The following is a 22,334-nucleotide window of genomic DNA, read 5'->3' as shown; positions in this document are numbered from 1 at the left end:
GGCGATTACTTTTTTAGTATCGCCTTTTTTTATACCTTGTCGGTAAAAATTTTCTCAACTTTCTAGTTTTAAACGCACTAGAACAGTTTTTTAAAATCTTAAATAACTACACAATACATACAAAATGCCTAAAGACACATCAATAAAATCAGTTTTAATTATAGGTTCAGGACCTATTGTTATTGGCCAAGCTTGCGAATTCGATTATGCAGGATCTCAATCTGCTCGTTCGATTCGTGAAGAAGGAATTGAGGTTATCTTGATTAACTCGAATCCAGCGACAATTATGACCGACCCATCTATGGCCGATCATGTTTATTTGAAACCTTTAACGACAAAATCGATTATTGAAATTCTTAAGGAACATCCACAAATTGACGCTGTTTTACCAACAATGGGAGGGCAAACTGCTTTGAACTTGTGTTTGGAAGCTGAAGAAAAAGGAATCTGGCAGGATTTCGGAGTAAGATTAATCGGTGTTGACGTAAATGCAATTAATATTACTGAAGATAGAGAGCAGTTTAAACAGCTTTTAGAAAAAATTAATGTACCAACTGCACCAGCAAAAACAGCTACTTCTTACTTAGAAGGTAAAGAAATTGCTCAAGAGTTTGGTTTCCCGCTTGTAATTCGTCCTTCGTTTACACTTGGAGGAACTGGAGCAGCTGTGGTTTATAAAAAAGAAGATTTTGATGAGCTTTTAACTCGCGGACTTGAAGCTTCTCCAATTCACGAAGTTTTAATTGATAAAGCTTTAATGGGATGGAAAGAGTACGAGTTAGAGCTTTTAAGAGATAAAAATGACAACGTTGTAATTATCTGTTCAATCGAAAACATGGACCCAATGGGAATCCATACTGGAGATTCGATTACAGTAGCACCGGCGATGACATTATCAGATACGACTTTCCAAAAATTACGTGACTACGCTATCTTAATGATGAGAAGTATCGGAAATTTTGCTGGAGGATGTAACGTACAATTCGCAGTTTCGCCAGACGAAAAAGAAGATATCGTAGCAATCGAAATCAACCCTCGTGTTTCTCGTTCTTCTGCTTTAGCATCAAAAGCAACTGGATATCCAATTGCAAAAATTGCTTCTAAACTAGCTTTAGGATACAATTTAGATGAATTACAAAATCAAATTACAAAATCTACTTCGGCTCTTTTCGAACCAACTTTAGATTATGTAATCGTAAAAATACCACGTTGGAACTTCGATAAATTTGAAGGTTCAGACAGAACTTTAGGTCTTCAGATGAAATCTGTAGGTGAGGTTATGGGAATCGGACGTTCTTTCCAAGAAGCACTTCATAAAGCAACTCAATCTCTTGAAATTAAGAGAAATGGTTTAGGTGCAGACGGAAAAGGATATAAAGATTACGAATTAATCATTGATAAACTGACTTACGCAAGTTGGGATCGTGTTTTCGTAATTTACGATGCAATTGCAATGGGAATTCCGTTGAGCACAATTCACGAAATTACAAGAATCGACATGTGGTTCTTGAAACAATATGAGGAGCTTTATATTTTAGAGAAAGAAATCTCGAACTACAAAGTTTCTGATCTTCCAAAAGAATTATTGCTTGAAGCGAAACAAAAAGGTTTTGCTGACAGACAGTTGGCTCACATGATGAATTGTTTAGAAAGTGAAGTTCACACTTTGCGTATGGAACAAAAAATCAACCGTGTGTTTAAATTGGTTGATACTTGTGCGGCTGAGTTTAAAGCATTGACTCCATATTACTACTCAACTTTTGAGGCTGATATTGAAAAAGCAAACGGAGAGCGTTTTGTTGACAACGAAAGTATCGTAACAGATAAAAAGAAAGTGATTGTTTTAGGTTCTGGACCAAACAGAATTGGGCAAGGAATCGAGTTTGATTACTCTTGTGTACACGGAGTTTTAGCAGCTAAAGAATGCGGTTATGAAACGATCATGATTAACTGTAATCCTGAAACGGTTTCTACAGATTTTGATACTGCTGATAAATTATACTTCGAGCCAGTTTTCTGGGAGCATATTTATGATATCATCCAACACGAAAAACCAGAAGGTGTAATTGTTCAATTAGGAGGACAAACAGCGCTTAAATTAGCTGACAAACTTTCTAAATACGGAGTGAAAATCATCGGAACTAGTTTTGATGCTCTTGATTTAGCAGAAGACAGAGGGCGTTTCTCTGACTTGTTGACTGAATTACATATTCCTTTCCCAAGATTTGGAATCGCTGAAACGGCTGATGAAGCTTCAAAATTAGCTGATACTTTAGATTTCCCACTTTTAATTCGTCCTTCTTATGTATTAGGAGGTCAGGGAATGAAAATTGTAATCAACAAAAAAGAGCTTGAAGAGCACGTTATCGATTTGTTGAAAGCAATTCCAGGAAACAAATTATTACTAGATCACTACTTAGCTGGAGCAATCGAAGCTGAAGCTGATGCAATCTGTGACGCTGATGGAAATGTTTATATCATCGGAATTATGGAGCACATCGAGCCTTGTGGAGTTCACTCTGGAGATAGTAACGCAACATTACCTCCTTTCAACTTAGGAGAATTTGTAATGCAGCAAATTAAAGATCATACGCATAAAATTGCTAGAGCTTTAAAAACAGTTGGATTGATCAACATCCAGTTTGCAATTAAAGATGATACAGTTTACATTATCGAGGCAAACCCAAGAGCTTCTAGAACGGTTCCGTTCATTGCAAAAGCTTACGGAGAACCTTATGTAAACTACGCTACAAAAGTAATGTTAGGACACAATAAAGTAACAGATTTTGATTTCAACCCACAATTAAACGGATTTGCAATCAAACAACCGGTTTTCTCTTTCAGCAAATTCCCGAATGTAAACAAAGCATTAGGGCCAGAAATGAAGTCTACAGGAGAAAGCATCTTGTTTATTGATGATTTAAAAGACGATCAATTCTACGAATTGTACTCTAGAAGAAAAATGTATTTGAGTAAATAATCTCAGATATTTAAATATAAAAGAAAAGCTCCAATGAAAATTGGAGCTTTTTTGGTTTTAGATCTAATGTTACTAATTGACAGCATCATATTTATAGTTAAATATTCCATAGGTAACTTTTGTTGTGACAGGATTAGAGGTGCTTATTGGTTTGTTTTCAGCGGCACAGTTAAATGAAAATGTTCCTGCTACAATTTTTGCATTTACATCAATGTCATTTATGGCTAAAAGACCTTCGACTACATACTGAGGAGTTTCTTTAGTAGTGTAATACATTTCGATCTGAGTTTTTGATGCGTCGTATGTGGCCAATCCTATTGGAATTTCGCCTTTTTTAAGGTCGCTTCTTTTGATTAAAAGCACAATTTCGTTTAATCCTTTTCTTCCTTGTAATTGTATGAATTCTGTTGTTGGATAATAAGTGAATAAAGATTTTGTAGCCGTATTAGAATTGAATGGATTGTTCATTTCCCATTCTGTTCCATCAATAGTTGCGGTCATTGCATATCCAGGATCATGTTTGGTAGGCTCTGCATTGTCACTTGTGCAGCTGTTTAAAATTAATAATAAGAAGATCAATATGGTTTTTGGTGTTCTCATTCTTTTTGTTTTAGGTTTGACGGAGAGTAAATGTAAATATTTTTTTATTAATTCGTGATTTTAAGGTACTGTCTATTTTTTTTTCAGATTGCTATTAAAACTAAAAGCTCCAGTAACGGAGCTTTTAATTGTGGAATCAGTTTTGATTAATATATTTTTGAAATTATTCGCCTTGACCAAAATTCATATTGTCTCTGGTGTTTTTTTGAACTGAAATAGCTCCAAACAATGCTAATAAAAAAGCAAATGCGTAGAAACCTTTTTCGCTTGGCAGAATTGTAGCATTCCATAAACCAACAACCAAAAGTACAATTGAAAGTAAGGTTCCGAACCAGCAGATTCCGTAATAAATATCTGTTACTGGAAGATTTTCAAGTTTATCTCTTACACTTTTTTGTAAAGAAACTACAGCAAATAGACCGAACATTAAAACGGTAAAATAGTATCCTTTTTCATTTAATAACATTTCAGCTCTTGTTAGTCCAACGATAAATCCGATTGTTCCCGCTCCTAGAGCCACCCAAGATGCCGCAATAAAGGCATTTGATGTTTTTTGTATCATATTAATTCTGGTTAAATTAGATTTGTGAGACTTTTTGGCAATCTCAGTTCGTAAATGTAATTAAATTTGATTAATGGCAAAATGAAAACGCAAATAAATTAATAAGTATAATCTTAGTTGATGTTATAAAAAAAGCCCCAATTTATATTGGAGCTTTCTTAATTGAAAAAGTAAGATTGTATTATTTTTTAAGTAATTGTTCTAGAGGTTTTAGCTGTTCCATATCTATTTTAGATTTTTGTAAAACAGACATTAAAGTCATAATGTTGTTCGGATTCATGTTTTCGCCAAGAACTCGAACTACAGCAAAGCCGTTTTCTTTTCTATTGGCAAAAATGACAAACTCTTTAATATTATCATCACTTCCAACATAGCTTACAGAAGCGCCATCTTTGCCAGAACCAATTTTCATTAATTCCTGATATTTCGGATCTTTTAATATGGCTTTTACTTTTGTTCTTTCTGTCTCAAATTGCACCTGATTGTTTTGATCGGCTTTAAAAGCTAGAATATTCATTTTGTCAAACGAATTTAAAGCTTCATTTTGTTCGGCTGATAAATTTGCTTTGTCAACATTCAGAATGTTTGGTGAAACATCTAATGCTATAAAATCTTTTTTCTCCGAATTCTCAACAAAATATTTTTGCAGTGTTGGTTCAGAATTACAGCTTCCTAAAGTTAGGAGAGCCATAAGCGCTATGATGAAAATATTTGTTCTCATGGTTATTTTTTGCCTTTAGAAGCTTTTTTTAAGTCTGTTCCTCCAGGAAGTTGCATTTTATCTGTTAATACTGAGATTTCGTTTAAATCGAAGTTACCAGTTAAAGATAATAAAACCGTTTCGTCGTTTTTTGCACCGTCAACATACATTAATAATTCTCTTATTTGTGTGTCTGAAGCACCAGATTTAACCATTATTCTAACGTTTTTTCCGCTATCATTTACACGCATTAATTCTTCTAAGCCAGCAGTTTTTATATACTTATCAGCTGTAGCTTTCATATCGGCTTCTACTTTTGGATTTTTAGTGGTAAACACTTTTAAGTAATCTAATTTTTTGATTAGAGCAATATACTGTTGTGTCTCTTTATCAGAAGCATCAACTTTTACTTTGCTCATTAAATCGAACATTTTTTTATTTACGATTACTGAGGTCACATCGTCTTGACCATCAAATTTATCAAAAGCACCTTGTGCGTAAAATGTTGTGGTAACGAATGCGAATACTAAAGTTATAATGAAATTTTTCATGACTATTTTCTTGTGTTTAATTACTGTTTAAAAATTTTGTTTTTTGATTGTTCATATTCGTTAATGTATTGTACACTTTCAATACCTACATTAACATTGTTTGATAATAAAGCCAAAGCCTTTTGAGTTGCTTTTAAAGCTTCTTCGGGATTATCATAGGTTCCTAATTCTGTTTGAGAAGCCACAGCAGTTGCTTCTTTTTGCTCGCTCATAAAAAAGTAGGTCCCAATTCCCAGCAAAACAACAGCTGATGCCGCAATCGATAACCACGCTACGTTACGTTTTTTAGATTGTAGTGGAATTTCATACGTTGATTTTTGTTCTTTTGCTTGAGAGAAATATCCAAACATTGGTTTGTATTGCTCCAAATGCTGCGCAACATTCGGCGAAGAAAAATATTCTTTTAATTGATTTTCTTCGGCAATAGAAGTTTCTCCCTGAAAGTATTTTTCTAATATATCTTCTATTTTATTTAGTTCCATAAAGGTGTGTATTTGTCATTGATTCTCTAATTTTTTTTCTCGCTCTCGAAAGCGCTACTCGTATTGCCGTTTCGTTCATATTTACGATTTTGGCTATTTCTTCAAATTCATATTGCTCAACATCCCGAAGCTGAATTAATAATTGCATTTGTTCGGGCATTTCATTTATAATTTTTTCAACCCACTCTAAGCTATCTTGATCTTCTAGTTTTTTATCCAATTGTGGCTGCCGATCAGTGAAATTATTATGAACAATTTGCAGATTGCTAGCTCTTTTAGACTTCAGCTGATCGAGACAATAATTTTTGGTCATCGTCATCGCCAATGCTTCTACGCTATTATAGCTTTGCAGGTTCTCTTTTTTGTTCCACAATTTTACCATTACTTCCTGAGTGGCATCTTCTGCCTCTTCAGTACTTGTAAGCAATCTTTTTGCCAGACGAAAAACTTTGTCTTTAAAAGGATTTATTAATTCTATAAATACAACTTGGTTCATTAATCTGATGGTTAATCGTTAGCTTATATATTCAAGACGAGGCACAATTATATTTGTTACAACAAAAAAGAAAATATTTTTTATGTAAAAAAATACTGCTTTATTAACGAAGCTAAAATTAAAGATACTACTTTTACGTTTATTCAGAATATAGATAACCTACACGATATGAAAACAACTTTAAAGAGCTTTCTTTTTCTCTTTTTATTTGCTCTTTCTTTGCAGTCTTGCGAAGATCAAGATGATGTTGCAGCTCCGGCAGATTTGCAGATTAATAATTTTATCTGGAGAGGATTAAATGAAGTATACTTATGGCAGCAAGATGTGCCAAATCTAGCCGATGGACGTAATCTGCAGCCAGATTTTAATCAGTTTTTAAGAGGATATTCTCATCCCGAAGACTTGTTTGAAGATTTATTGAATAAGCCAGAAAGCAAATATCCTAACGGTGATGCAATTGATCGTTTCAGCTGGATTGTTGAAGATTATACTGTTTTAGAGCAAGAATTAGGTGGTGTTACAAAAAATAATGGTGTCGATTTTAGACTGAGCCGCGTAGCTTCAGGATCGAATGATGTGGTTGGTTTTGTACGATACATTATTCCAAATTCTGATGCTTCTAATAAAGCAATTAAACGCGGTGATTTATTTACAAGTGTTGATGGCGTAAAACTTACCGTTTCAAATTATCAGCAATTATTATTCGGTAAAGATAGCTATACATTAAACTTGGCAGATTATAACGGAGGTAATTATAATTTAAATGGAAAATCGGTTGACTTGACTAAAACGGTTTTAGAAGAAAATCCTATTTTTATTAGTAAAATAATCAATTATGAAGGATATAAGATTGGTTATTTAATGTATAATGGTTTTTATTCTAAATACGATGAAAAATTAAACGAGGCTTTTGCAACCTTTAAAAATGAAAATATAAAAAACTTTATTTTGGATCTTCGTTATAATGGAGGAGGAGCAGTGTCTTCAGCAGTTAAACTTGCCAGTATGATTAAAGGAAACTTTAATAATAATGAGGTTTTTGCAAAAACACAGTTTAATGCCAAGTGGATGAAAGATATGACTGCCGATGATTTAGAAAGTTTGAACTATAAATTTGTAGATAATGTTGATGGGAAAGTTTTGAATAGCTTGGACTTAAGTACGGTTTATATAATTACAACGGCTAGTACAGCATCTGCTAGCGAATTGGTTATTAATGGCTTAAAACCATATATCAATGTAGTTCAGATTGGAGAAACGACTACAGGTAAAAATGTAGGTTCGTATACGATTTACGATTCTGAGACTTTATTCACAAAAAAAGGAATCAATCCAAATCATAAATATGCGATGCAGCCTTTGGTTTTCAAAATCTCAAATTCTGTAGGTTTTGGAGATTATGCTCAAGGTTTGCAACCAACTTTCCCGCAGAAGGAATATTTAGATGATTATGGTGTTTTAGGAGAAACTACTGAGCCACTTCTTAATCTTGCTATTTCAAAGATTACGGGTTCTGCTGCTAAAAGAATTCTTAATGATTCTGAACCAGAACATCCTTACTTGACAGATTCAAAAATCTTAAACGGATTAAGACACGGAATGTATTTTGAAAATGCTCCTAAAAAGTTTTAAAATAAAATGTTATTAAATATAAAAGGCTTTCATTTCTGAAAGCCTTTTTTCCAAAAAAAACAAAAACTAATTCTAAGGGTAAAATTAATCGTTGAAGTAGAATCCGTTTGGACCTACACCAACAGTTAATTCTTTTATTAAGCTTCCGCTTAAGTTATAAATGTAAGTTTTACTGCTTGAAGCAAAATCACCACCATCAGCAATAAAGATTTTATCGTTATTTACTGCAAAACCGTACATTTTTCCATACTCTGAAGTTGAGTTATATTGAAAAATTGGAGTTGTTGAAGCTGATGTTGCCGTGTAATCTATAGCGTAAACTGCAGTTTCTAGCGTATAGTATATTTTATTGTTGTAGATATCTAAGTTTTTAACTCCATCAAGAGATTCAGGGAAAGTAATTTTGCTGATAGAATTATCAGATAATTTTACTTTTACAATTTCACTTCTTTCTCCGAATGAACTTTTAATTATATATAAAACTCCATCTTTAACTTCCATTGTATCTGCTCCCAAACCAATAGTTACAGAAGTTTCAAGTTTGTTTGTTGTTGGATTTATTACTAATAATTTATCGTTGTTATAAGGCTCAGTTACATAAAGCTTATTGTTAGAAACTTCAATATGATTAGCAGTTGTATTTAGCGCAATTGTAGATTCTACTTTATTTGTAGCTAAATTAATAACAGCAATAAAGTCATCAGTATTTCCAGCTGGATTTGAGGCAGACGAATATGTGTTTGCATTAGTAACATAAGCTTTTCCGTCCTTTACAACACCATATCTTGGAGTAATTAAGCCAGTTTCAATTTTTGCTTCAAGTTTAAATGTATAACGATTTACTACATTTATAACATTAGAACCACCAGCAATTATATAGGCTTTATCTCCATCAAAAAATATATTTTGAAGATATTTTCCAACAAAATCAGCACCGTTTACTGTATTGTATACATCTTTAGTGAAAGTATTTAAATCGTCAGTAACAAAAGAAACAGAACCACCATCAGTAAAATTTCCCTCATTTAAGATGAAAACTCCATTATCATACACTCCTTTTGGATCATTGGAGTCATCGTCATTAGAACAAGAAACAAGAAGCGAAACGCTAATTGCTGCTAAAAATAATCTAGTTAGTTTCATTATATTAAAATTTAAGGTTTAAGTACAAATTAAAATTTCTTCCTGGCATTGGTCTGTATTCTAAACTTTGATAAAATGTATTCCAAAGATTTAGAACCTGAAATCCTACTTTGAAAGATTGCAAAAGTTTGAAATCATAATCAATTCCGATATTTGATACATTGTAAGCATCAACAATTTTGTCAGGATCGTTGTCAGATTGTGTATAAACAAAGTCATTATAAAGAAATTGATAATAGGCAGAAATATTCTTTCTTGAATAGGCAACAGAAGCTGTAGCTTTATGAAAAGGAACAAAAAACAACTGCTTTTTTGTTTCAATATTTTCTGAAACAGAATAAGCATAAGTTGCATTTGCTGTCAGGTTGTTTTTGCCAAAACTTTTTTTCCAGCTTAATAATGTTTCAGCTCCATAACTATCGACTTTGTCTGTATTTTGAGGCATCCAAATTCCATTTGTTCCAGGAACCCATCGAAGCAGATCTTTTATTTTGATGTAATAAAAGGTTTGAGTGATGTTGAAGTTGGCAAACGTAAAAACGTTACCAATCTCGGCCTGATAAGAACTTTCAGGTTTTAGGTCAGGATTTCCGCCTTCTTCCCAATATAAATCATTAAAAGTTGGAATTCTGAAGTTTCGCGATACATTCAGTTTCAAGTTATATAGTTTTCCAAATTGATAAGAAGAACCCGCTGAAAATAAAACCGGAGATTTATAGTTGTCTGTAAACTCTTTTCGAATTCCAAATTCATTTTTCCAGTTAGCCGAGGCGTCTTGCTTAACAAGTAAAGCGGCAGAACTTATTTCTCTCGTATTGTCGCCAAAACCGCTGCCATATCCTTTAGTTCTGCTATAATCTAAGATTCCATTAACTTGCAATGATTTGAATAATTGATATCCGAAATCTGCTTTAGTGATTAAGTTTTCTGTTTTTCCGTAAGTGTAAATATTAGTCGAATTATCTGCATAATACTGATAGTTTTCGAAAATATAAGCCGTTTTTAAATTGGTTGTAAACCTTCCAAAATTACCGTCATATTCAAGTAAGTTCCGATTGAAACCATTAACGTATTTGCTTTTCATTTCAGATTCAGAAACTAATGAAGTATTCCTATCTGTATTTGAAGTTTGAGAATATAATTTTAAAATATTTTTAGCATTTATTTTATAACCTACATTGGCACTTAACGTAATAACATCATATTGGCCGTTCTGGTTCCAGCGCTGTTCGCCTTTCCAGTTATATTGGTTTAAATATTTATAATCGTTTGTTGAGCTATTTTTTGACAAACCAATTTGGGCGCTCCATTTTTTGTTAGAAATAGAAGTTTTATAATTAATCCCAATTGTATTAAAACTACCGTAATCTAGTTTTAAATTATTCTCAAAACGATTAAAAAATAACAAATCGTTATTTAAGTGCACAGTTCCTCCAACAGCTCCGCTACCGTAAATAACACTTCCGCCGCCAGCTTTTACGCTTATAGAATTATAATCGGAACCCGAAATCGTATTAAAATCGGTGCTTCCGTTCATTTGAGAATTAATGTTTATTCCGTTCCAGATTACTGCTGTTTGAGAAGAAGTTGTTCCTCTAAAAGCAACTGTAGAAAGCATTCCACGCCCGTATTCCTTGAAATATATCGTAGAATTGAAATTTAATAAATCGGTAAGAAGAGCCTCATTTTTATTGATTACAGAATCGTTTAATTTTAAAACAGACTGCGAAACCGAGTAGGTTTTCAAATTTTTGTCTGAAACTAAAACTTCTTTAAGACTGGTAATAGAATCGTTCTGCGCCGAAATAATCTGGCACATCACAACAAAACAAAAAATAAAAAATCTTTTTAAAGTCATAATTTCTTCACTCTTTTTCCCGAGAGCTTGATAATTGTTACAAAGGCAGGTCTCCTGGCTTGCGTCTTGCTGTTTACCTTCCCATTCGTCGTGGCGAACAGTGGTCGTAGTTAACAGAAAGCATTCTTTTTAGAACTTAGCTTACAGTTGCGGGTACAGCTCAAGAATTTTACTTGATTCCCTTTTAATGTATTTTTTAAATAAAAAACACAACCTTAATTTGCTGCAAAGATAAAGTTAAAAATATTGATTATTCAAATTTGTTTTATGTTTCATGAAAAATTATAAATAATTTGCATTAAAAATCGATTTTTATAACTTCTCCGAAATCAACTTTATTATTGAAAGCATCTTTTAATGGAAGTGAACTTTGATGGCATAAAATACTTCTGATGATTCCAGCATGGGCAACAATTACGATTGGCTGATTTATTTTTGAAAGGATATCAGATAAAAAATGCCCCACTCTTTCATGTAATTCGACAAAAGATTCTCCATTTGTAGCTTTGATATTCACAAAATCTTCCATCCACGGATTGAGTTCTTCTGGCGGAATTTCATTCCAAGTTTTCAATTCCCAATCGCCAAAATTCATTTCCTTTAAACGATCGTCTTCCTGATAAGAAATGGTGTTTATATTTTCTTGAATGTGTTTGGCTAAAATCACACAACGCTTTAAAGGACTAGAAAAGATAACTGCTTCTGAAGGTAACTCCGAAATGATTTTGGTGAAAACTTCATCAAAAGGTTCGGCAATATTTACATCAGATTGCCCGTAACAAATTCCTTTTTCGCAAATAGTTTCGGTGTGGCGAACTAGATAAATTTCCATAAAAATAAAATGCTTAAGTAAAATATAACTTCGCAAACTTGCTGTGTAGCGCCAAGACAATCTCCAGTATAACCGTCAATCCATTTTTGAAAATAACGCGCTAGAAAATACCTTGTTATAAAAACTGGAATTACAGCAAGAAGAAATTTCAAATCGAAATAAGAAAAAGCAATTAACGGAATTAAGCCAAAAAAGAAAGAACCAAAAACTTCTTTCCAAGTATGTTGTTTTGCAATTGGTTTGCTTTTGCTCGAAGCATCATCACGAGAATATTGATGTGTAAATATAATGCTGATTGCGGCCAAACGACTCAAAGAATGAGCAGCAATAAACAAAAGAAAAACGAGAAGAAGATTATTTGGGAAAAGAGAAACAGATTCTGAAAGCAGTTTGAATTTTAATAAAAAAAGTAAAACCAATCCGATTGCTCCATAAGCACCGATGGCACTGTCTTTCATAATCATTAAGATTTTTTCTTTAGTCCAACCTCCGCCAAAACCGTCGCAGACATCTGCAAATCCGTCTTCATGGAAAGCACCTGTGGTCAAAATAGAAGCAATGATTGCTAATATTACAGCAATTTCTGTAGAAAGAAAAAATGAAAAAAGATAAAACGCTAAAAAAGAAATACTCCCAACAATCCATCCTATAAATGGAAAATATCTTGTGGCTTTATTTAAATAATCGGGATGGTGCGTAATGTTTTTTGGACATGGAATTCTAGTGTAAAACATTAAACAGGTAAAGAAAATGTGTAGTTCTTTTTTCATTTAAAATATTGATAATTTGATTTCATCGAATTAGACTGTCAACTGAGACCGAGACTGAAAACTATTTACGACTCACTCCAGCACTTTCAAAACTAGCCATTTCATTCAAAAAAGCCTCAGCCGATTTTAAAATAGGAAAAGCAACCGCACAGCCAGTGCCTTCTCCTAAACGCAAATCTAAATTTAAAACAGGTTTTGTTCCAAGATATTTCAGTAATTCTGAATGTGCTTTTTCGGCAGAGCAATGACAGAAAACAGCATTTTGTTTGATGTTCGGATTTATTTTCGAAGCAATTAAATATGCAACCGTACAAATGAAACCGTCAACTAGAATCAGCATTTTATTATCGAAAGCTTCAAGCATAGCCCCAGACATTTGGAGAATTTCAAAACCTCCAAAATAAGAAAGTTGTGACATTAATTCGGCTTGACCGGAATAATTCTCGATTGCTTTTTTGAGTAAGTTTTGTTTTAGAAGTAGTTTTTCGTTTTCAACACCAGTTCCTTTTCCGATACATTCTTCGATAGGAAAACCGGTTAGAACACTCATTAAAACCGAAGCAGTTGAAGTGTTTCCAATTCCCATTTCGCCAAAGCCAATACAATTTGAACCCGATTTTGCAATATTTTGAACAATCGACTTTCCTTTATCCAAACACAGCTGAACTTCAGATTCGCTCATGGCAGGAACATGCAAAAAAGATTGAGTTCCTTTCGCAATTTTAGCATCGATTAATTTAGCATTTGTTGGAAAATCGTAATTCACGCCAGAATCGACAATAGACAATTCGATATCATTTTGTTTGCAGAAAACGTTTATAGCAGCGCCTCCATCCAGAAAATTATTGACCATTTGGCGCGTGACATCTTGAGGATAATCGCTTACACCATGATTTGCAATTCCGTGATCGGCTGCAAAAACAACAATATTAGGTTTTACAATTTTCGGATTCAAAGTTTCAAAAACCGTTGCCATTTGAAAAGCCAAAGATTCTAAAGTTCCTAAAGAACCGACAGGTTTTGTTTTGGAATCTATTTTTTCTTGTAAAAGTGAATGAAAATCAGATTTGTTCTCAATTTTGGTTTCTGATTTCAAATCAAAATCTGGAACCTTTATTTGATGAATTTCTTTGATTTCGCTACAAATAGGAGCTTCCGATTTTTGTTTCCAATGCAATTGCTGTAACATTGGCTGATTATTATAATTGGTCGCTGGTTTTCCAATGCAGAAATAACCTAGAGGTTCTATATTTTCGGGTAAATCGAGGATTTTTTTAAACTGATAATAATTTAAAATCGAAACCCAGCCCATTCCGTAACCTTGTTCTGTAAGCGAAAGCCAGATATTCTGAGCTGCACAAACCGTGCTGAATTTTACGGCTTCATTACTGCCAATTGTTCCAATCGTAAACTGATTTAGAACCGAGCGATCATAAGCAATGATAAGTCCGATTGGAGCTTCTTCGATAGCTTCTAATTTTAATGATCTGTAAAGTTCTTTCTGTTCAGGATTGTCGGTAAGTTCTTCGGCTTTTTTATTGTAATCTAAAAAAAGCTTTTTAATAGACGTTTTAACCTCATCCGACTTAATTAGAAAATACCTTGTAGCATCGGTCAATCCAACAGAAGGTGCCCAATGTCCAGCTTGTAAAGCTTTTTGAATTACTTCATCTGGAACCTCATCGGCTGTAAAATGTCGGGTGTCTCGGCGGGATTTTAATATATCGTCTAAATGGCTCATTTTTTAAATTCCAATTTTTTTTAAACTCCAAATTCCAAATCCGAAAATGGAATAATTCTAGTAAAGATAAAGCATAGCTTTGGAATTTGGAATTTTTATATTGGAATTTAACCTTTGATTTTTACTGGAATTCCAGAAACCATCAGTACAACCTGATCGGCGTTTGTAGCAAGAAATTGATTCATCCAGCCTTGAAGTTCGACAAATTTTCTTCCTATGTGAGTTTCTGCATGAACACCCATTCCGATTTCATTTGTTACAATAATTATATTAGCATTTTCATGTTTAGCGATAGCGAGGAATTCTTTTTTAGCTTCTTCCAAACTTAGCTCCACATCGTTTTTAGTGTCAATAAAAAAATTGGTCAGCCAAAGTGTTACACAGTCAATTAAGGCTGTTTTTTCTGAAAAATCAATTTCACTTAAATATTTTTCTTTTTCAATATTCGTCCAATGCTCGTCTCTTTCCTTTTGATGGCGATCGATTCGGGTTTGAAAATCAGCATCCCATTTTCGTGCAGTTGCTACATATAAAGGAGAGTCGGAAAGTTCTAAAGCAAGTTTCTGAGCGTACCCGCTTTTTCCAGAACGTTCGCCGCCAGTTACCAAGTAAATCATTTTATTCAGTTATAAGTTATGGATTATAAGTTATGAGTTTTGTTTGGCAATTTATAAATTTAATTAAGAGTCACACTCATAACTCATAATTTATAACTCATAACTCCTAATACGGGCAATGTCGGCAGTTATTTTTACAGCAAGTCCCCCTTTTTAGATGAAACCAAGCTTTAAAAACATAATTACCATTTTCGATATAATAATCAATTCCCTCAATTAAATTATCCGTTTTAGGCAAAAACATAGCCTTGTTGTTAGGAGCCTTTTTTGGAGTTACGGTTTCGACATAAGCATCAATTTTATCTTCGCAGGCTTCCTGAAAACAGGCAGGGCAAAGGCAATCGCCTCCGTCAGAAAGATTGAAAATAGGAGGGTAATCATTACACCAGCACTTAATTTCAAGCGAAGTGTCGCCGCATAAAAAAGCGGTTTCACAACTGGAGCAGATTTTTGTTTTTGGTGCATTCATCAAATAAAAGCTATTTGTTTAAATTTGTACGAATAAAGGTAAACAAAAAAAATAGAAATTGATTTACCTTTGTGATCAAGCAAAACATAAAATATGAAATATTTTTTCCATAAATTACCAGTCGTTTTTGTACTATTTATCTTAATCGGATGTAAAAAGAATGAAGCGCAAGATGTTGTAAAATCTGCTACTGCCAAAGAAAGCATCGAATTTGCGTCTGGACTTTCAATCGTGAAAAATGAAGGTTATTCAATTGTAAATGTGAGCAATCCGTGGCCAAATGCGAAAGGAAATTTTACTTACATTTTAAAAGAAAAAGATGCACAAATTCCTGATAGTTTAAATAAATATATTTCTATAAAAGTCCCTTTAGAAACCGTTGTGGTAACTTCAACAACCAATATTCCTTTTTTAGAAATGTTAGAAGTGGAAAATAAATTAGTCGGATTTCCGCATACTGATTACATTTCTTCAGAAAAAACAAGAGCATTAATTGATAAAGGTTCTGTGAAAAACGTTGGACAAAACGAGAAATTGAACATCGAACAATTAATAGAATTAGCTCCAGATTTGATAGTAACGTTTGGCGTTGATAACAATAATCCGATGCTAGATAATCTTAAAAAAAGCGGTTTAAATGTTTTGATTCAAGGCGATTGGATGGAACAGTCTCCTCTAGGAAAAGCAGAGTGGATTAAACTTTACGGCGCTTTATTCGGAAAAGAAGAAAAGGCAAAAGAATTGTTTGATAAAATTGTAGAAAGTTACAATCAGGCAAAAAAATTAGTTAGCGATAAGCCTGCAACTTCAAAAGTTCTATATGGTTCTATGTATGAAGATGTTTGGTATGTTGCGAAAGGAAATAGCTGGGTTGCAGAGTTTATGAAAGATGCACAATCTAATTATTTATGGGCCGATTTGAAAGGAACTGGAAGTGAAGGTTTGTCTTTTGAAAAAGTTTTAGACAAAGCTAAAGATGCAAATGTCTGGATTGCTTCTGGATCTTTTAAAAGTTTGGAAGAGTTGCAAAAAGCGAATCCGCATTATGCTGAATTTGATGCGTTTAAAAATAAAAGTGTTTACAGTTTTGAAGGTAAAGTGGGAGCAACAGGCGGAACAGTTTATTATGAATTAGCGCCAAGCCGACCAGATTTGGTATTGAAAGATTATATCAAGATCTTTCATCCTGATTTATTGGCGAGTTATGAATTTACTTTTGCTTCTAAACTGAATTAATTTTGGTAAGTAAAACACGAAATACCATTTTATTTGTCGTTCTGGCTCTAGGTCTTTTATTAATGTTTTTTGCCAGCATTAGTTTGGGATCGGTTACAATTCCGTTAAAAGATGTTTTTGCAAGTTTAACTGGCGGCCATGCGACAAAATCAACTTGGGAATATATTATCATTAATTATCGTTTGCCAAAAGCAATTACGGCAGTTTTAGTCGGAATGGGACTTTCCATCAGCGGACTTTTAATGCAGACTTTATTTCGAAATCCACTTGCAGGTCCCGATGTTTTAGGATTAAGTTCCGGAGCAAGTCTTGGTGTTGCTTTTGTGATTTTAGGAGCAGGATTTCTGCCTCCATTTTTAAGTGTAATAGCTTTATCGTCTTACGGAATTGTTTTAGCATCTACACTAGGAAGTATATTAGTTTTGTTTCTAGTTTTATGGGTTTCGCAGAAATTACGCGATACAATGGCAATTCTGATTATTGGTTTAATGTTCGGAAGTTTTACAACATCGATTGTTAGTGTTTTGAGTTATTTTAGTACAGCAGAACAGCTTCAGAAATTTACTTTTTGGTCAATGGGAAATTTAGGAAATCTTTCGTGGGCGAACATTGTAATTTTGACATTTGGTGTTGTAATTGGTTTGCTTTTAAGTGCCAAAAGTATAAAACCTCTAAATGCCTTGCTTCTTGGAGAAAATTATGCCAAAAGCCTAGGACTGAATTTTAAGAAATCAAGATTAATAATCATATTTGCGACCAGCATATTATCTGGGGCAATTACTGCTTTCGCTGGACCAATAGCTTTTATTGGAATAGCAGTACCGCATATTGCAAAACTGACTTTCCAGACGAGCAATCATACAATTTTATTTTGGAGCACTTTATTTTTTGGATCAATTATAATGTTGTTTTGTGATATTGTTTCTCAAATGCCTGGTTTTGACGTAACACTTCCAATAAATGCGGTTACTTCTATAATTGGTGCGCCGGTTGTCATTTGGCTTTTAGTTAGAAAAAGAAATTTTTAAGAAAAAACTTATAAAATATAATTACCTTTAATTTTTTTAAACACATAGAGGCATAGTTTTAAAAGCTTAATAAAGGCGTTTCACTTTTTAGACAAAACATAGACGTAGTGAAATTTAGCTTGTCTCATAAAATTAAAGATAATGATTACCCAGAAGTATTTAGATGAATTAAGTTTTAATGTAATAGGCGCATGTATAGAAGTTCATAAAGCCATTGGAAGAGGATTGCTGGAAACTGTTTATCACGAATGTTTGAAAGAAGAATTAAGTTGTCGCAAAATAAATTTTTTCACAGAAATGAATGTGCCATTGGTTTATAGAAATAAGGAATTAAAGGCGAATTTAAAATGTGATCTATTCATTGAAAATTGTTTGGTCGTAGAATTAAAAGCAGCATCAGAACTAAGTTCTATATATGAAGCACAGTTAATGACTTATATGAAACTTTTGAAAGCGCCAAAAGGCATTCTAATTAATTTTAATTGCTTAAATATTTTCAAAGAAGGTCAAAAAACATTTGTAAACGAATATTTTAAATTATTGCCAAAGTTCTAAGTTCAATAGCTATGTGTTAATTTACAAGTAAATTTTCAAATAACCTTTTTCAGCAGATAGAAAATCTATGTTTCTATGTGTTTAAAAATCTACTCAAAAATGAAAAATATTCTCGTTACCTCAAATTTAAACATTGGATATAAATCCAAGAAAGGTGTTACGACCATTGCTGAGAATTTAAATTTAAATTTAGCTTCAGGAAAACTCATTACTTTAATAGGAGCAAACGGAATAGGAAAGTCGACTTTGTTGCGAACGATTACTGGAATTCAAAAACCATTGTCGGGAAATGTTTATTTGAACGAAAGAAAAATTTCAGATTACCAGCCTTTAGAATTGGCGCAGAACCTTAGTTTAGTTTTAACTGAAAAACTGCCACCAAGTAATCTTTCTGTTTTCGAATTGGTCGCTTTAGGCCGTCAGCCTTATACCAATTGGGTAGATAAATTGTCTGATGAAGATATTGCAAAAGTTCATGAAGCAATGAGTCTGACTCAAATCGAACATTTAGCTTCAAAAAAGCATTTTCAAATAAGTGATGGCCAATTGCAGAAAGTGTTAATTGCAAGAGCTTTAGCGCAAGATACGCCCTTAATTATTTTGGACGAACCAACGACACATCTCGATTTACTTCATAAAGTTTCCTTATTCAAATTATTAAAAAAATTAACTCAGGAAACTCAAAAATGCATTTTGTTTTCGACACACGATATCGATTTGGCGATTCAGTTAAGCGACGAAATGATTATGATGACACCAGAAAATATTGTGCAAGATCAGCCGTGTAATTTAATTTCAAACGGAAGTTTCAGCAATTTATTCAAAGACGAGCATATTGTTTTTGATGCTGAAAAAGGAAAGTTTATTGTGACTTAGTTTTTTTAGGAGCTAATCCTGCTGTCCGCTATATCTTTTGTGGCCTCTATAGTTATCGGGGCCACAAAAGGATGCCGCTTCCATCAGGGCTAGAAGTCCCGTTTTCAGAAGAAGTTTTTTCGATTAAACTGTTTAACAAATAAACGATTAAACTTTCTTCAATCCAATCTGTCTCTTCGCTTCACCAACTACAAAAGCAACAGAATTAGCGATATTAAAACTGCGAATAAGCGGTGACATCGGAATCGTTAAATGATTTTCGAATCTCGCCATGAATTCCTTGCTTAAACCAACGCTTTCTTTTCCAAAAACCAACCAATCACCATCTTGAAATTCATTTTCAATGTATGATTTTTCAGAATGAGAACTCATTAAAAACACGCGAGAATGATCCGGAATTTGCGCAATCCATTCTTCTACATTTTGATATTCCGTAACATCAAGATGAACCCAATAATCCAATCCCGAACGTTTCAGGTTTTTGTCATTAATTACAAATCCGAAAGGGTGAATTAAATGAAGACGGCTTTCTGTACCAACGCACAATCTGCCGATATTTCCGGTATTATTTGGTATTTCTGGTTCTACAAGAACTACGTTTAACATCTTTTTGAGTTATGAATTATGAGTTATAAGTTATGAGTTTTCTAAAATTATCAATTGACTAATTGCCACATTATCTAATTATCAAATTGATCAACTTCGAGAACTTCGCCTGCTTTTAGGTTTTGCAAATATACGTTTCCTATTCGAACACGAACGAGACGAAGAGTAGGAAAACCAACTGCAGCAGTCATTTTTCGAACCTGGCGAAATTTTCCTTCTTTTACAGTAATAGAAGCCCAAGAAGTCGGACCATGGCGTTCGTCTCTAATTTTTTTGGCTCTTGGTCCAAAATCAGGAATTTCGGTAACGATAAAAGCAGTGCAAGGTTTTGTTTTATATTTTCCGCCGTCTAAACCAATTTCGACACCTTTTTTTAATTGCTCAATAGCTTCGGGAGTAATAACACCATCAACTTGAACATAATATTCTTTTTCGACTTTTTTGCTTCTGACCAATTCGCTCACCATTCCGTCGGTTGTCAATAACAGCAGGCCTTCAGAATCTTCGTCTAATCTTCCAATTGCCATTGTTCCTTCAGGGAAATCATGCAATTCGCCCAAAAGCTTTTTCTTTCTTTTTAATTCATAAATAAATTGGCTTAAGTAGCCGTAAGGTTTAAAAAGAATGAAGTGTCGGTGCATTTTTAATTTTTTGCAAAGATAGTTCTTTCCTAAAATTAAAACCAACTACTGGTTTTGTGATTTCATTTTTTTCAGCCATTGGTACACAAACCAAATTACGGTAACGATAAAAACGGCTATTAAAACGGAATAATAGTTTTCGAAAAATTCATGAAAATAACTTCCGACTAAAATATAAACAGAAGCCATGCAAAGTTTAATCAATATAAATTCGGCATTAGACCAGCTGGTTTTGATTTTGAAGAAATTCATAATAATCAGGTTGTTAAGTTGCTTTGAATAAAGATAATAAAATAAAAAACAGGTGGCAATTATAAAAGGAATGCAATCTTAAGTCGTAATTTTTTTGCAGTTAGAATTCGTAATATTATAATTTAAATTTAAAAGCGAATATTATGGAAACGAATAATTTAGGAACAAAAAAGATAAACGGAACGCAAAAGGATATTGATGAATCTAAAGGAAAAAACGTTTCGCACGATAAAGAACTAAAAGATGCAAAATTGAATAAAGAATTGGTGACAGATTCTGACGGCGATAAAAAGATTGTTGAAAGGGCTCGAAACGAAAATGAGGATATTAATGAAAAACTCCATCAAACAAATCCGAAAAATCCAAATGCAAACCGTGGAGTAGAAACAGAGGAAGAAGCCAATAAAACGGTCGAGAATAAAGATCATAATTCTGATATAACGCCAAATCGCTACCCAAACTCGCATCCTGATAATCATGAAGACCGTGGAAACATGAAATTGGATGAAGAGGAATAATACAATACGAAATTTTTAGCAGAATCGAGTCATTTTAATATCAAATAACATAACATTAGCGGTAAGCGTTAATGTTTTTGTAAACTCCTTTGAAAGCTTCTGTGTCGGTTGAGTTCTTTGTAAATTTAGAGAACAATTTTAATACCTAAAGAATATGGCACTTTTAGAAAATAAAGTTGCTTTCGTATCTGGCGGCGGTTCAGGAATCGGACGCGCAGTGGCAGAAGCATACGCTCGAGAAGGAGCAAAAGTAGTAGTATCTGATATAAATGTTGAGCACGGTGAAGAAACCGTAAAAAATATAAAAGACAAAGGCGGAGAAGCTTTTTTTGTAAAAGGCGATTCGTCGAGTGCCAGTGACAACAAACATATGGTTGAAGTTACGGTTTCAAAATACGGCCGATTGGATATTGCCTGTAACAATGCGGGAATGGGCGGGCCAGCCAAACCAACGGGAGAATACGAACCTGAGGCTTGGGATAAAGTGATTGGATTGAATTTAAATGGTGTTTTTTATGCCTGCCGTTACCAATTGGAACAAATGGAGAAAAACGGAGGAGGAAGTATCGTAAATATTGCTTCAATTCATGGACAAGTTGCAGCTCCGCTTAGTCCAGCATATACAGCTTCTAAACATGCTGTTGTTGGTTTGACTAAAAATATAGCAGTAGAATATGCACAAAAAAACATTCGATGTAATGCTGTTGGACCTGGTTATATTGAAACAGCACTTTTAAAAGACAATTTAAATAAAGAAATGATGCAGGCCGTTGCGGCAAAATCTGCAATGAATCGTTTAGGGACAGCAGAAGAAATTGCCGAATTGGTAACATTTTTAAGTTCTGAAAAATCTTCTTTCACAACAGGAAGTTATATTATAGCCGATGGTGGTTATACAGCAGTCTAATTATTTTTTAGAGTAAATAACATGACAATTGAAGAAAGCAGTAAGCGAAAGTTTGCTGCTTTTTTTTGTTTAAAAATGCCTGAATTTGTAGGAAACACGGGAGTTTTTGAAGGTTTTTGGGAGTTTGTGGTTTTGAATAATGTTTTGTTTTGGGTTGTTTTTGTTGATTTTATTTTAGTATCTTTAAGTTTGTGTTAAGTTTTATTGAATTATATTGATAAATAACTAAACATTAAGTTTATGGTTTTGTAACATTAGCTTAATTTTAAAGGCAATAAATTT

The 22,334-nt window shown here is 33.4% G+C and carries 25 protein-coding genes and 1 riboswitch; of the genes, 9 read left to right on the top strand and 16 right to left on the bottom strand.

Annotation, left to right across the window (positions count from 1 at the left end):
* The first annotated feature begins 124 nt into the window (after positions 1 to 124).
* The gene (carB, locus tag ACE01P_RS00255; protein WP_379692817.1) at positions 125 to 2,980 is read left to right on the top strand and encodes a carbamoyl-phosphate synthase large subunit; all 2,856 of its coding nucleotides are present in this window, start codon (positions 125 to 127) and stop codon (positions 2,978 to 2,980) included.
* A gap of 72 nt (positions 2,981 to 3,052) precedes the next feature.
* Here the strand turns inward: carB and ACE01P_RS00250 are convergent, their stop codons facing one another.
* The 6 genes from ACE01P_RS00250 to ACE01P_RS00225 all read right to left on the bottom strand — a co-directional run bounded on the left by ACE01P_RS00250 (position 3,053) and on the right by ACE01P_RS00225 (position 6,371).
* The gene (locus tag ACE01P_RS00250) at positions 3,053 to 3,580 is read right to left on the bottom strand and encodes a hypothetical protein (protein WP_379692815.1); all 528 of its coding nucleotides are present in this window, start codon (positions 3,578 to 3,580) and stop codon (positions 3,053 to 3,055) included.
* Between the two features lie 163 nt (positions 3,581 to 3,743).
* The gene (gene yiaA, locus ACE01P_RS00245; protein ID WP_379692813.1) at positions 3,744 to 4,142 is read right to left on the bottom strand and encodes an inner membrane protein YiaA; all 399 of its coding nucleotides are present in this window, start codon (positions 4,140 to 4,142) and stop codon (positions 3,744 to 3,746) included.
* A 181-nt stretch (positions 4,143 to 4,323) separates the two neighbouring features.
* Positions 4,324 to 4,863 carry a DUF4252 domain-containing protein gene (locus ACE01P_RS00240; protein WP_379692811.1) on the bottom strand — a complete coding sequence of 180 codons (540 nt, stop codon included), beginning with the start codon at positions 4,861 to 4,863 and terminating at the stop codon, positions 4,324 to 4,326.
* Between the two features lie 2 nt (positions 4,864 to 4,865).
* On the bottom strand, positions 4,866 to 5,393 hold the full coding sequence (locus ACE01P_RS00235) for a DUF4252 domain-containing protein (RefSeq protein ID WP_379692809.1): 528 nt from the start codon (positions 5,391 to 5,393) through the stop codon (positions 4,866 to 4,868).
* 20 nt (positions 5,394 to 5,413) lie between these two features.
* A complete protein-coding gene (locus ACE01P_RS00230; RefSeq protein ID WP_379692807.1) occupies positions 5,414 to 5,875 on the bottom strand; it encodes a hypothetical protein in 462 nt (153 codons plus the stop codon).
* On the bottom strand, positions 5,862 to 6,371 hold the full coding sequence (locus ACE01P_RS00225) for a sigma-70 family RNA polymerase sigma factor (RefSeq protein WP_308068871.1): 510 nt from the start codon (positions 6,369 to 6,371) through the stop codon (positions 5,862 to 5,864). Before ACE01P_RS00225 ends, ACE01P_RS00230 begins: the two co-directional genes overlap by 14 nt.
* A 168-nt stretch (positions 6,372 to 6,539) precedes the next feature.
* Here ACE01P_RS00225 and ACE01P_RS00220 point away from each other — a divergent pair, with 168 nt between their 5' ends.
* Positions 6,540 to 8,003 carry a S41 family peptidase gene (locus ACE01P_RS00220; RefSeq protein ID WP_379692805.1) on the top strand — a complete coding sequence of 488 codons (1,464 nt, stop codon included), beginning with the start codon at positions 6,540 to 6,542 and terminating at the stop codon, positions 8,001 to 8,003.
* A gap of 84 nt (positions 8,004 to 8,087) precedes the next feature.
* Here the strand turns inward: ACE01P_RS00220 and ACE01P_RS00215 are convergent, their stop codons facing one another.
* The 7 genes from ACE01P_RS00215 to ACE01P_RS00185 all read right to left on the bottom strand — a co-directional run bounded on the left by ACE01P_RS00215 (position 8,088) and on the right by ACE01P_RS00185 (position 15,433).
* Positions 8,088 to 9,146, bottom strand: coding sequence for a DUF5074 domain-containing protein (locus ACE01P_RS00215; protein ID WP_379692803.1), 1,059 nt, complete (start codon positions 9,144 to 9,146; stop codon positions 8,088 to 8,090).
* 4 nt (positions 9,147 to 9,150) lie between these two features.
* The gene (locus ACE01P_RS00210; RefSeq protein WP_379692801.1) at positions 9,151 to 11,004 is read right to left on the bottom strand and encodes a TonB-dependent receptor plug domain-containing protein; all 1,854 of its coding nucleotides are present in this window, start codon (positions 11,002 to 11,004) and stop codon (positions 9,151 to 9,153) included.
* 26 nt (positions 11,005 to 11,030) lie between these two features.
* A riboswitch (cobalamin riboswitch) is annotated at positions 11,031 to 11,237 on the bottom strand.
* Between the two features lie 65 nt (positions 11,238 to 11,302).
* Positions 11,303 to 11,836, bottom strand: coding sequence for an alpha-ribazole phosphatase (gene cobC / locus ACE01P_RS00205; protein WP_379692799.1), 534 nt, complete (start codon positions 11,834 to 11,836; stop codon positions 11,303 to 11,305).
* A complete protein-coding gene (locus ACE01P_RS00200) occupies positions 11,821 to 12,606 on the bottom strand; it encodes an adenosylcobinamide-GDP ribazoletransferase (protein WP_379692797.1) in 786 nt (261 codons plus the stop codon). The genes cobC and ACE01P_RS00200 overlap by 16 nt, the downstream gene beginning before the upstream one ends.
* Before the next feature lie 61 nt (positions 12,607 to 12,667).
* The gene (gene cobT, locus ACE01P_RS00195) at positions 12,668 to 14,347 is read right to left on the bottom strand and encodes a nicotinate-nucleotide--dimethylbenzimidazole phosphoribosyltransferase (RefSeq protein ID WP_379692795.1); all 1,680 of its coding nucleotides are present in this window, start codon (positions 14,345 to 14,347) and stop codon (positions 12,668 to 12,670) included.
* A 107-nt stretch (positions 14,348 to 14,454) separates the two neighbouring features.
* Positions 14,455 to 14,964 (bottom strand): bifunctional adenosylcobinamide kinase/adenosylcobinamide-phosphate guanylyltransferase, encoded by a 510-nt coding sequence (cobU, locus tag ACE01P_RS00190; RefSeq protein ID WP_379692793.1) that lies wholly within the window; start codon positions 14,962 to 14,964, stop codon positions 14,455 to 14,457.
* A gap of 106 nt (positions 14,965 to 15,070) precedes the next feature.
* Complete coding sequence (locus ACE01P_RS00185; protein ID WP_379692791.1) at positions 15,071 to 15,433, bottom strand: DUF5522 domain-containing protein; 363 nt, start codon at positions 15,431 to 15,433, stop codon at positions 15,071 to 15,073.
* 93 nt (positions 15,434 to 15,526) lie between these two features.
* Here ACE01P_RS00185 and ACE01P_RS00180 point away from each other — a divergent pair, with 93 nt between their 5' ends.
* The 4 genes from ACE01P_RS00180 (at position 15,527) to ACE01P_RS00165 (ending at position 19,128) form a co-directional block, all read left to right on the top strand.
* Positions 15,527 to 16,669 (top strand): ABC transporter substrate-binding protein, encoded by a 1,143-nt coding sequence (locus ACE01P_RS00180; protein WP_379692789.1) that lies wholly within the window; start codon positions 15,527 to 15,529, stop codon positions 16,667 to 16,669.
* A gap of 2 nt (positions 16,670 to 16,671) precedes the next feature.
* Positions 16,672 to 17,697 (top strand): FecCD family ABC transporter permease, encoded by a 1,026-nt coding sequence (locus ACE01P_RS00175; RefSeq protein ID WP_379692787.1) that lies wholly within the window; start codon positions 16,672 to 16,674, stop codon positions 17,695 to 17,697.
* 141 nt (positions 17,698 to 17,838) lie between these two features.
* Positions 17,839 to 18,252 carry a GxxExxY protein gene (locus ACE01P_RS00170; protein ID WP_379692785.1) on the top strand — a complete coding sequence of 138 codons (414 nt, stop codon included), beginning with the start codon at positions 17,839 to 17,841 and terminating at the stop codon, positions 18,250 to 18,252.
* Between the two features lie 99 nt (positions 18,253 to 18,351).
* A complete protein-coding gene (locus ACE01P_RS00165; RefSeq protein ID WP_379692783.1) occupies positions 18,352 to 19,128 on the top strand; it encodes an ABC transporter ATP-binding protein in 777 nt (258 codons plus the stop codon).
* Between the two features lie 147 nt (positions 19,129 to 19,275).
* Here the strand turns inward: ACE01P_RS00165 and ACE01P_RS00160 are convergent, their stop codons facing one another.
* The 3 genes from ACE01P_RS00160 to ACE01P_RS00150 form a co-directional block, all read right to left on the bottom strand.
* Entirely contained in the window at positions 19,276 to 19,734 is a 459-nt protein-coding gene (locus ACE01P_RS00160; RefSeq protein WP_379692781.1) for a tRNA (cytidine(34)-2'-O)-methyltransferase, read from the bottom strand.
* A 74-nt stretch (positions 19,735 to 19,808) separates the two neighbouring features.
* Positions 19,809 to 20,375, bottom strand: coding sequence for a pseudouridine synthase (locus ACE01P_RS00155; protein WP_379692779.1), 567 nt, complete (start codon positions 20,373 to 20,375; stop codon positions 19,809 to 19,811).
* A 45-nt stretch (positions 20,376 to 20,420) separates the two neighbouring features.
* On the bottom strand, positions 20,421 to 20,627 hold the full coding sequence (locus tag ACE01P_RS00150; protein ID WP_379692777.1) for a hypothetical protein: 207 nt from the start codon (positions 20,625 to 20,627) through the stop codon (positions 20,421 to 20,423).
* A gap of 143 nt (positions 20,628 to 20,770) precedes the next feature.
* Between ACE01P_RS00150 and ACE01P_RS00145 the strand changes: the two genes are divergently transcribed.
* From ACE01P_RS00145 to ACE01P_RS00135, 3 genes are all read left to right on the top strand, one after another.
* Positions 20,771 to 21,145, top strand: a complete 375-nt coding sequence (locus ACE01P_RS00145) for a hypothetical protein (RefSeq protein WP_379692775.1) — start codon at positions 20,771 to 20,773, stop codon at positions 21,143 to 21,145.
* A 154-nt stretch (positions 21,146 to 21,299) separates the two neighbouring features.
* Positions 21,300 to 22,052 (top strand): SDR family NAD(P)-dependent oxidoreductase, encoded by a 753-nt coding sequence (locus ACE01P_RS00140; RefSeq protein ID WP_379692773.1) that lies wholly within the window; start codon positions 21,300 to 21,302, stop codon positions 22,050 to 22,052.
* A 75-nt stretch (positions 22,053 to 22,127) separates the two neighbouring features.
* Positions 22,128 to 22,250 (top strand): hypothetical protein, encoded by a 123-nt coding sequence (locus ACE01P_RS00135; RefSeq protein WP_379692771.1) that lies wholly within the window; start codon positions 22,128 to 22,130, stop codon positions 22,248 to 22,250.
* Positions 22,251 to 22,334: the final 84 nt, after the last annotated feature.

The organism is Flavobacterium sp. HJSW_4, assembly GCF_042436695.1.
Taxonomy (GTDB): Bacteria; Bacteroidota; Bacteroidia; order Flavobacteriales; family Flavobacteriaceae; genus Flavobacterium.
Note: the sequence above shows the minus strand (reverse complement) of the source record. Positions and strands in the feature narration are given on the sequence as shown.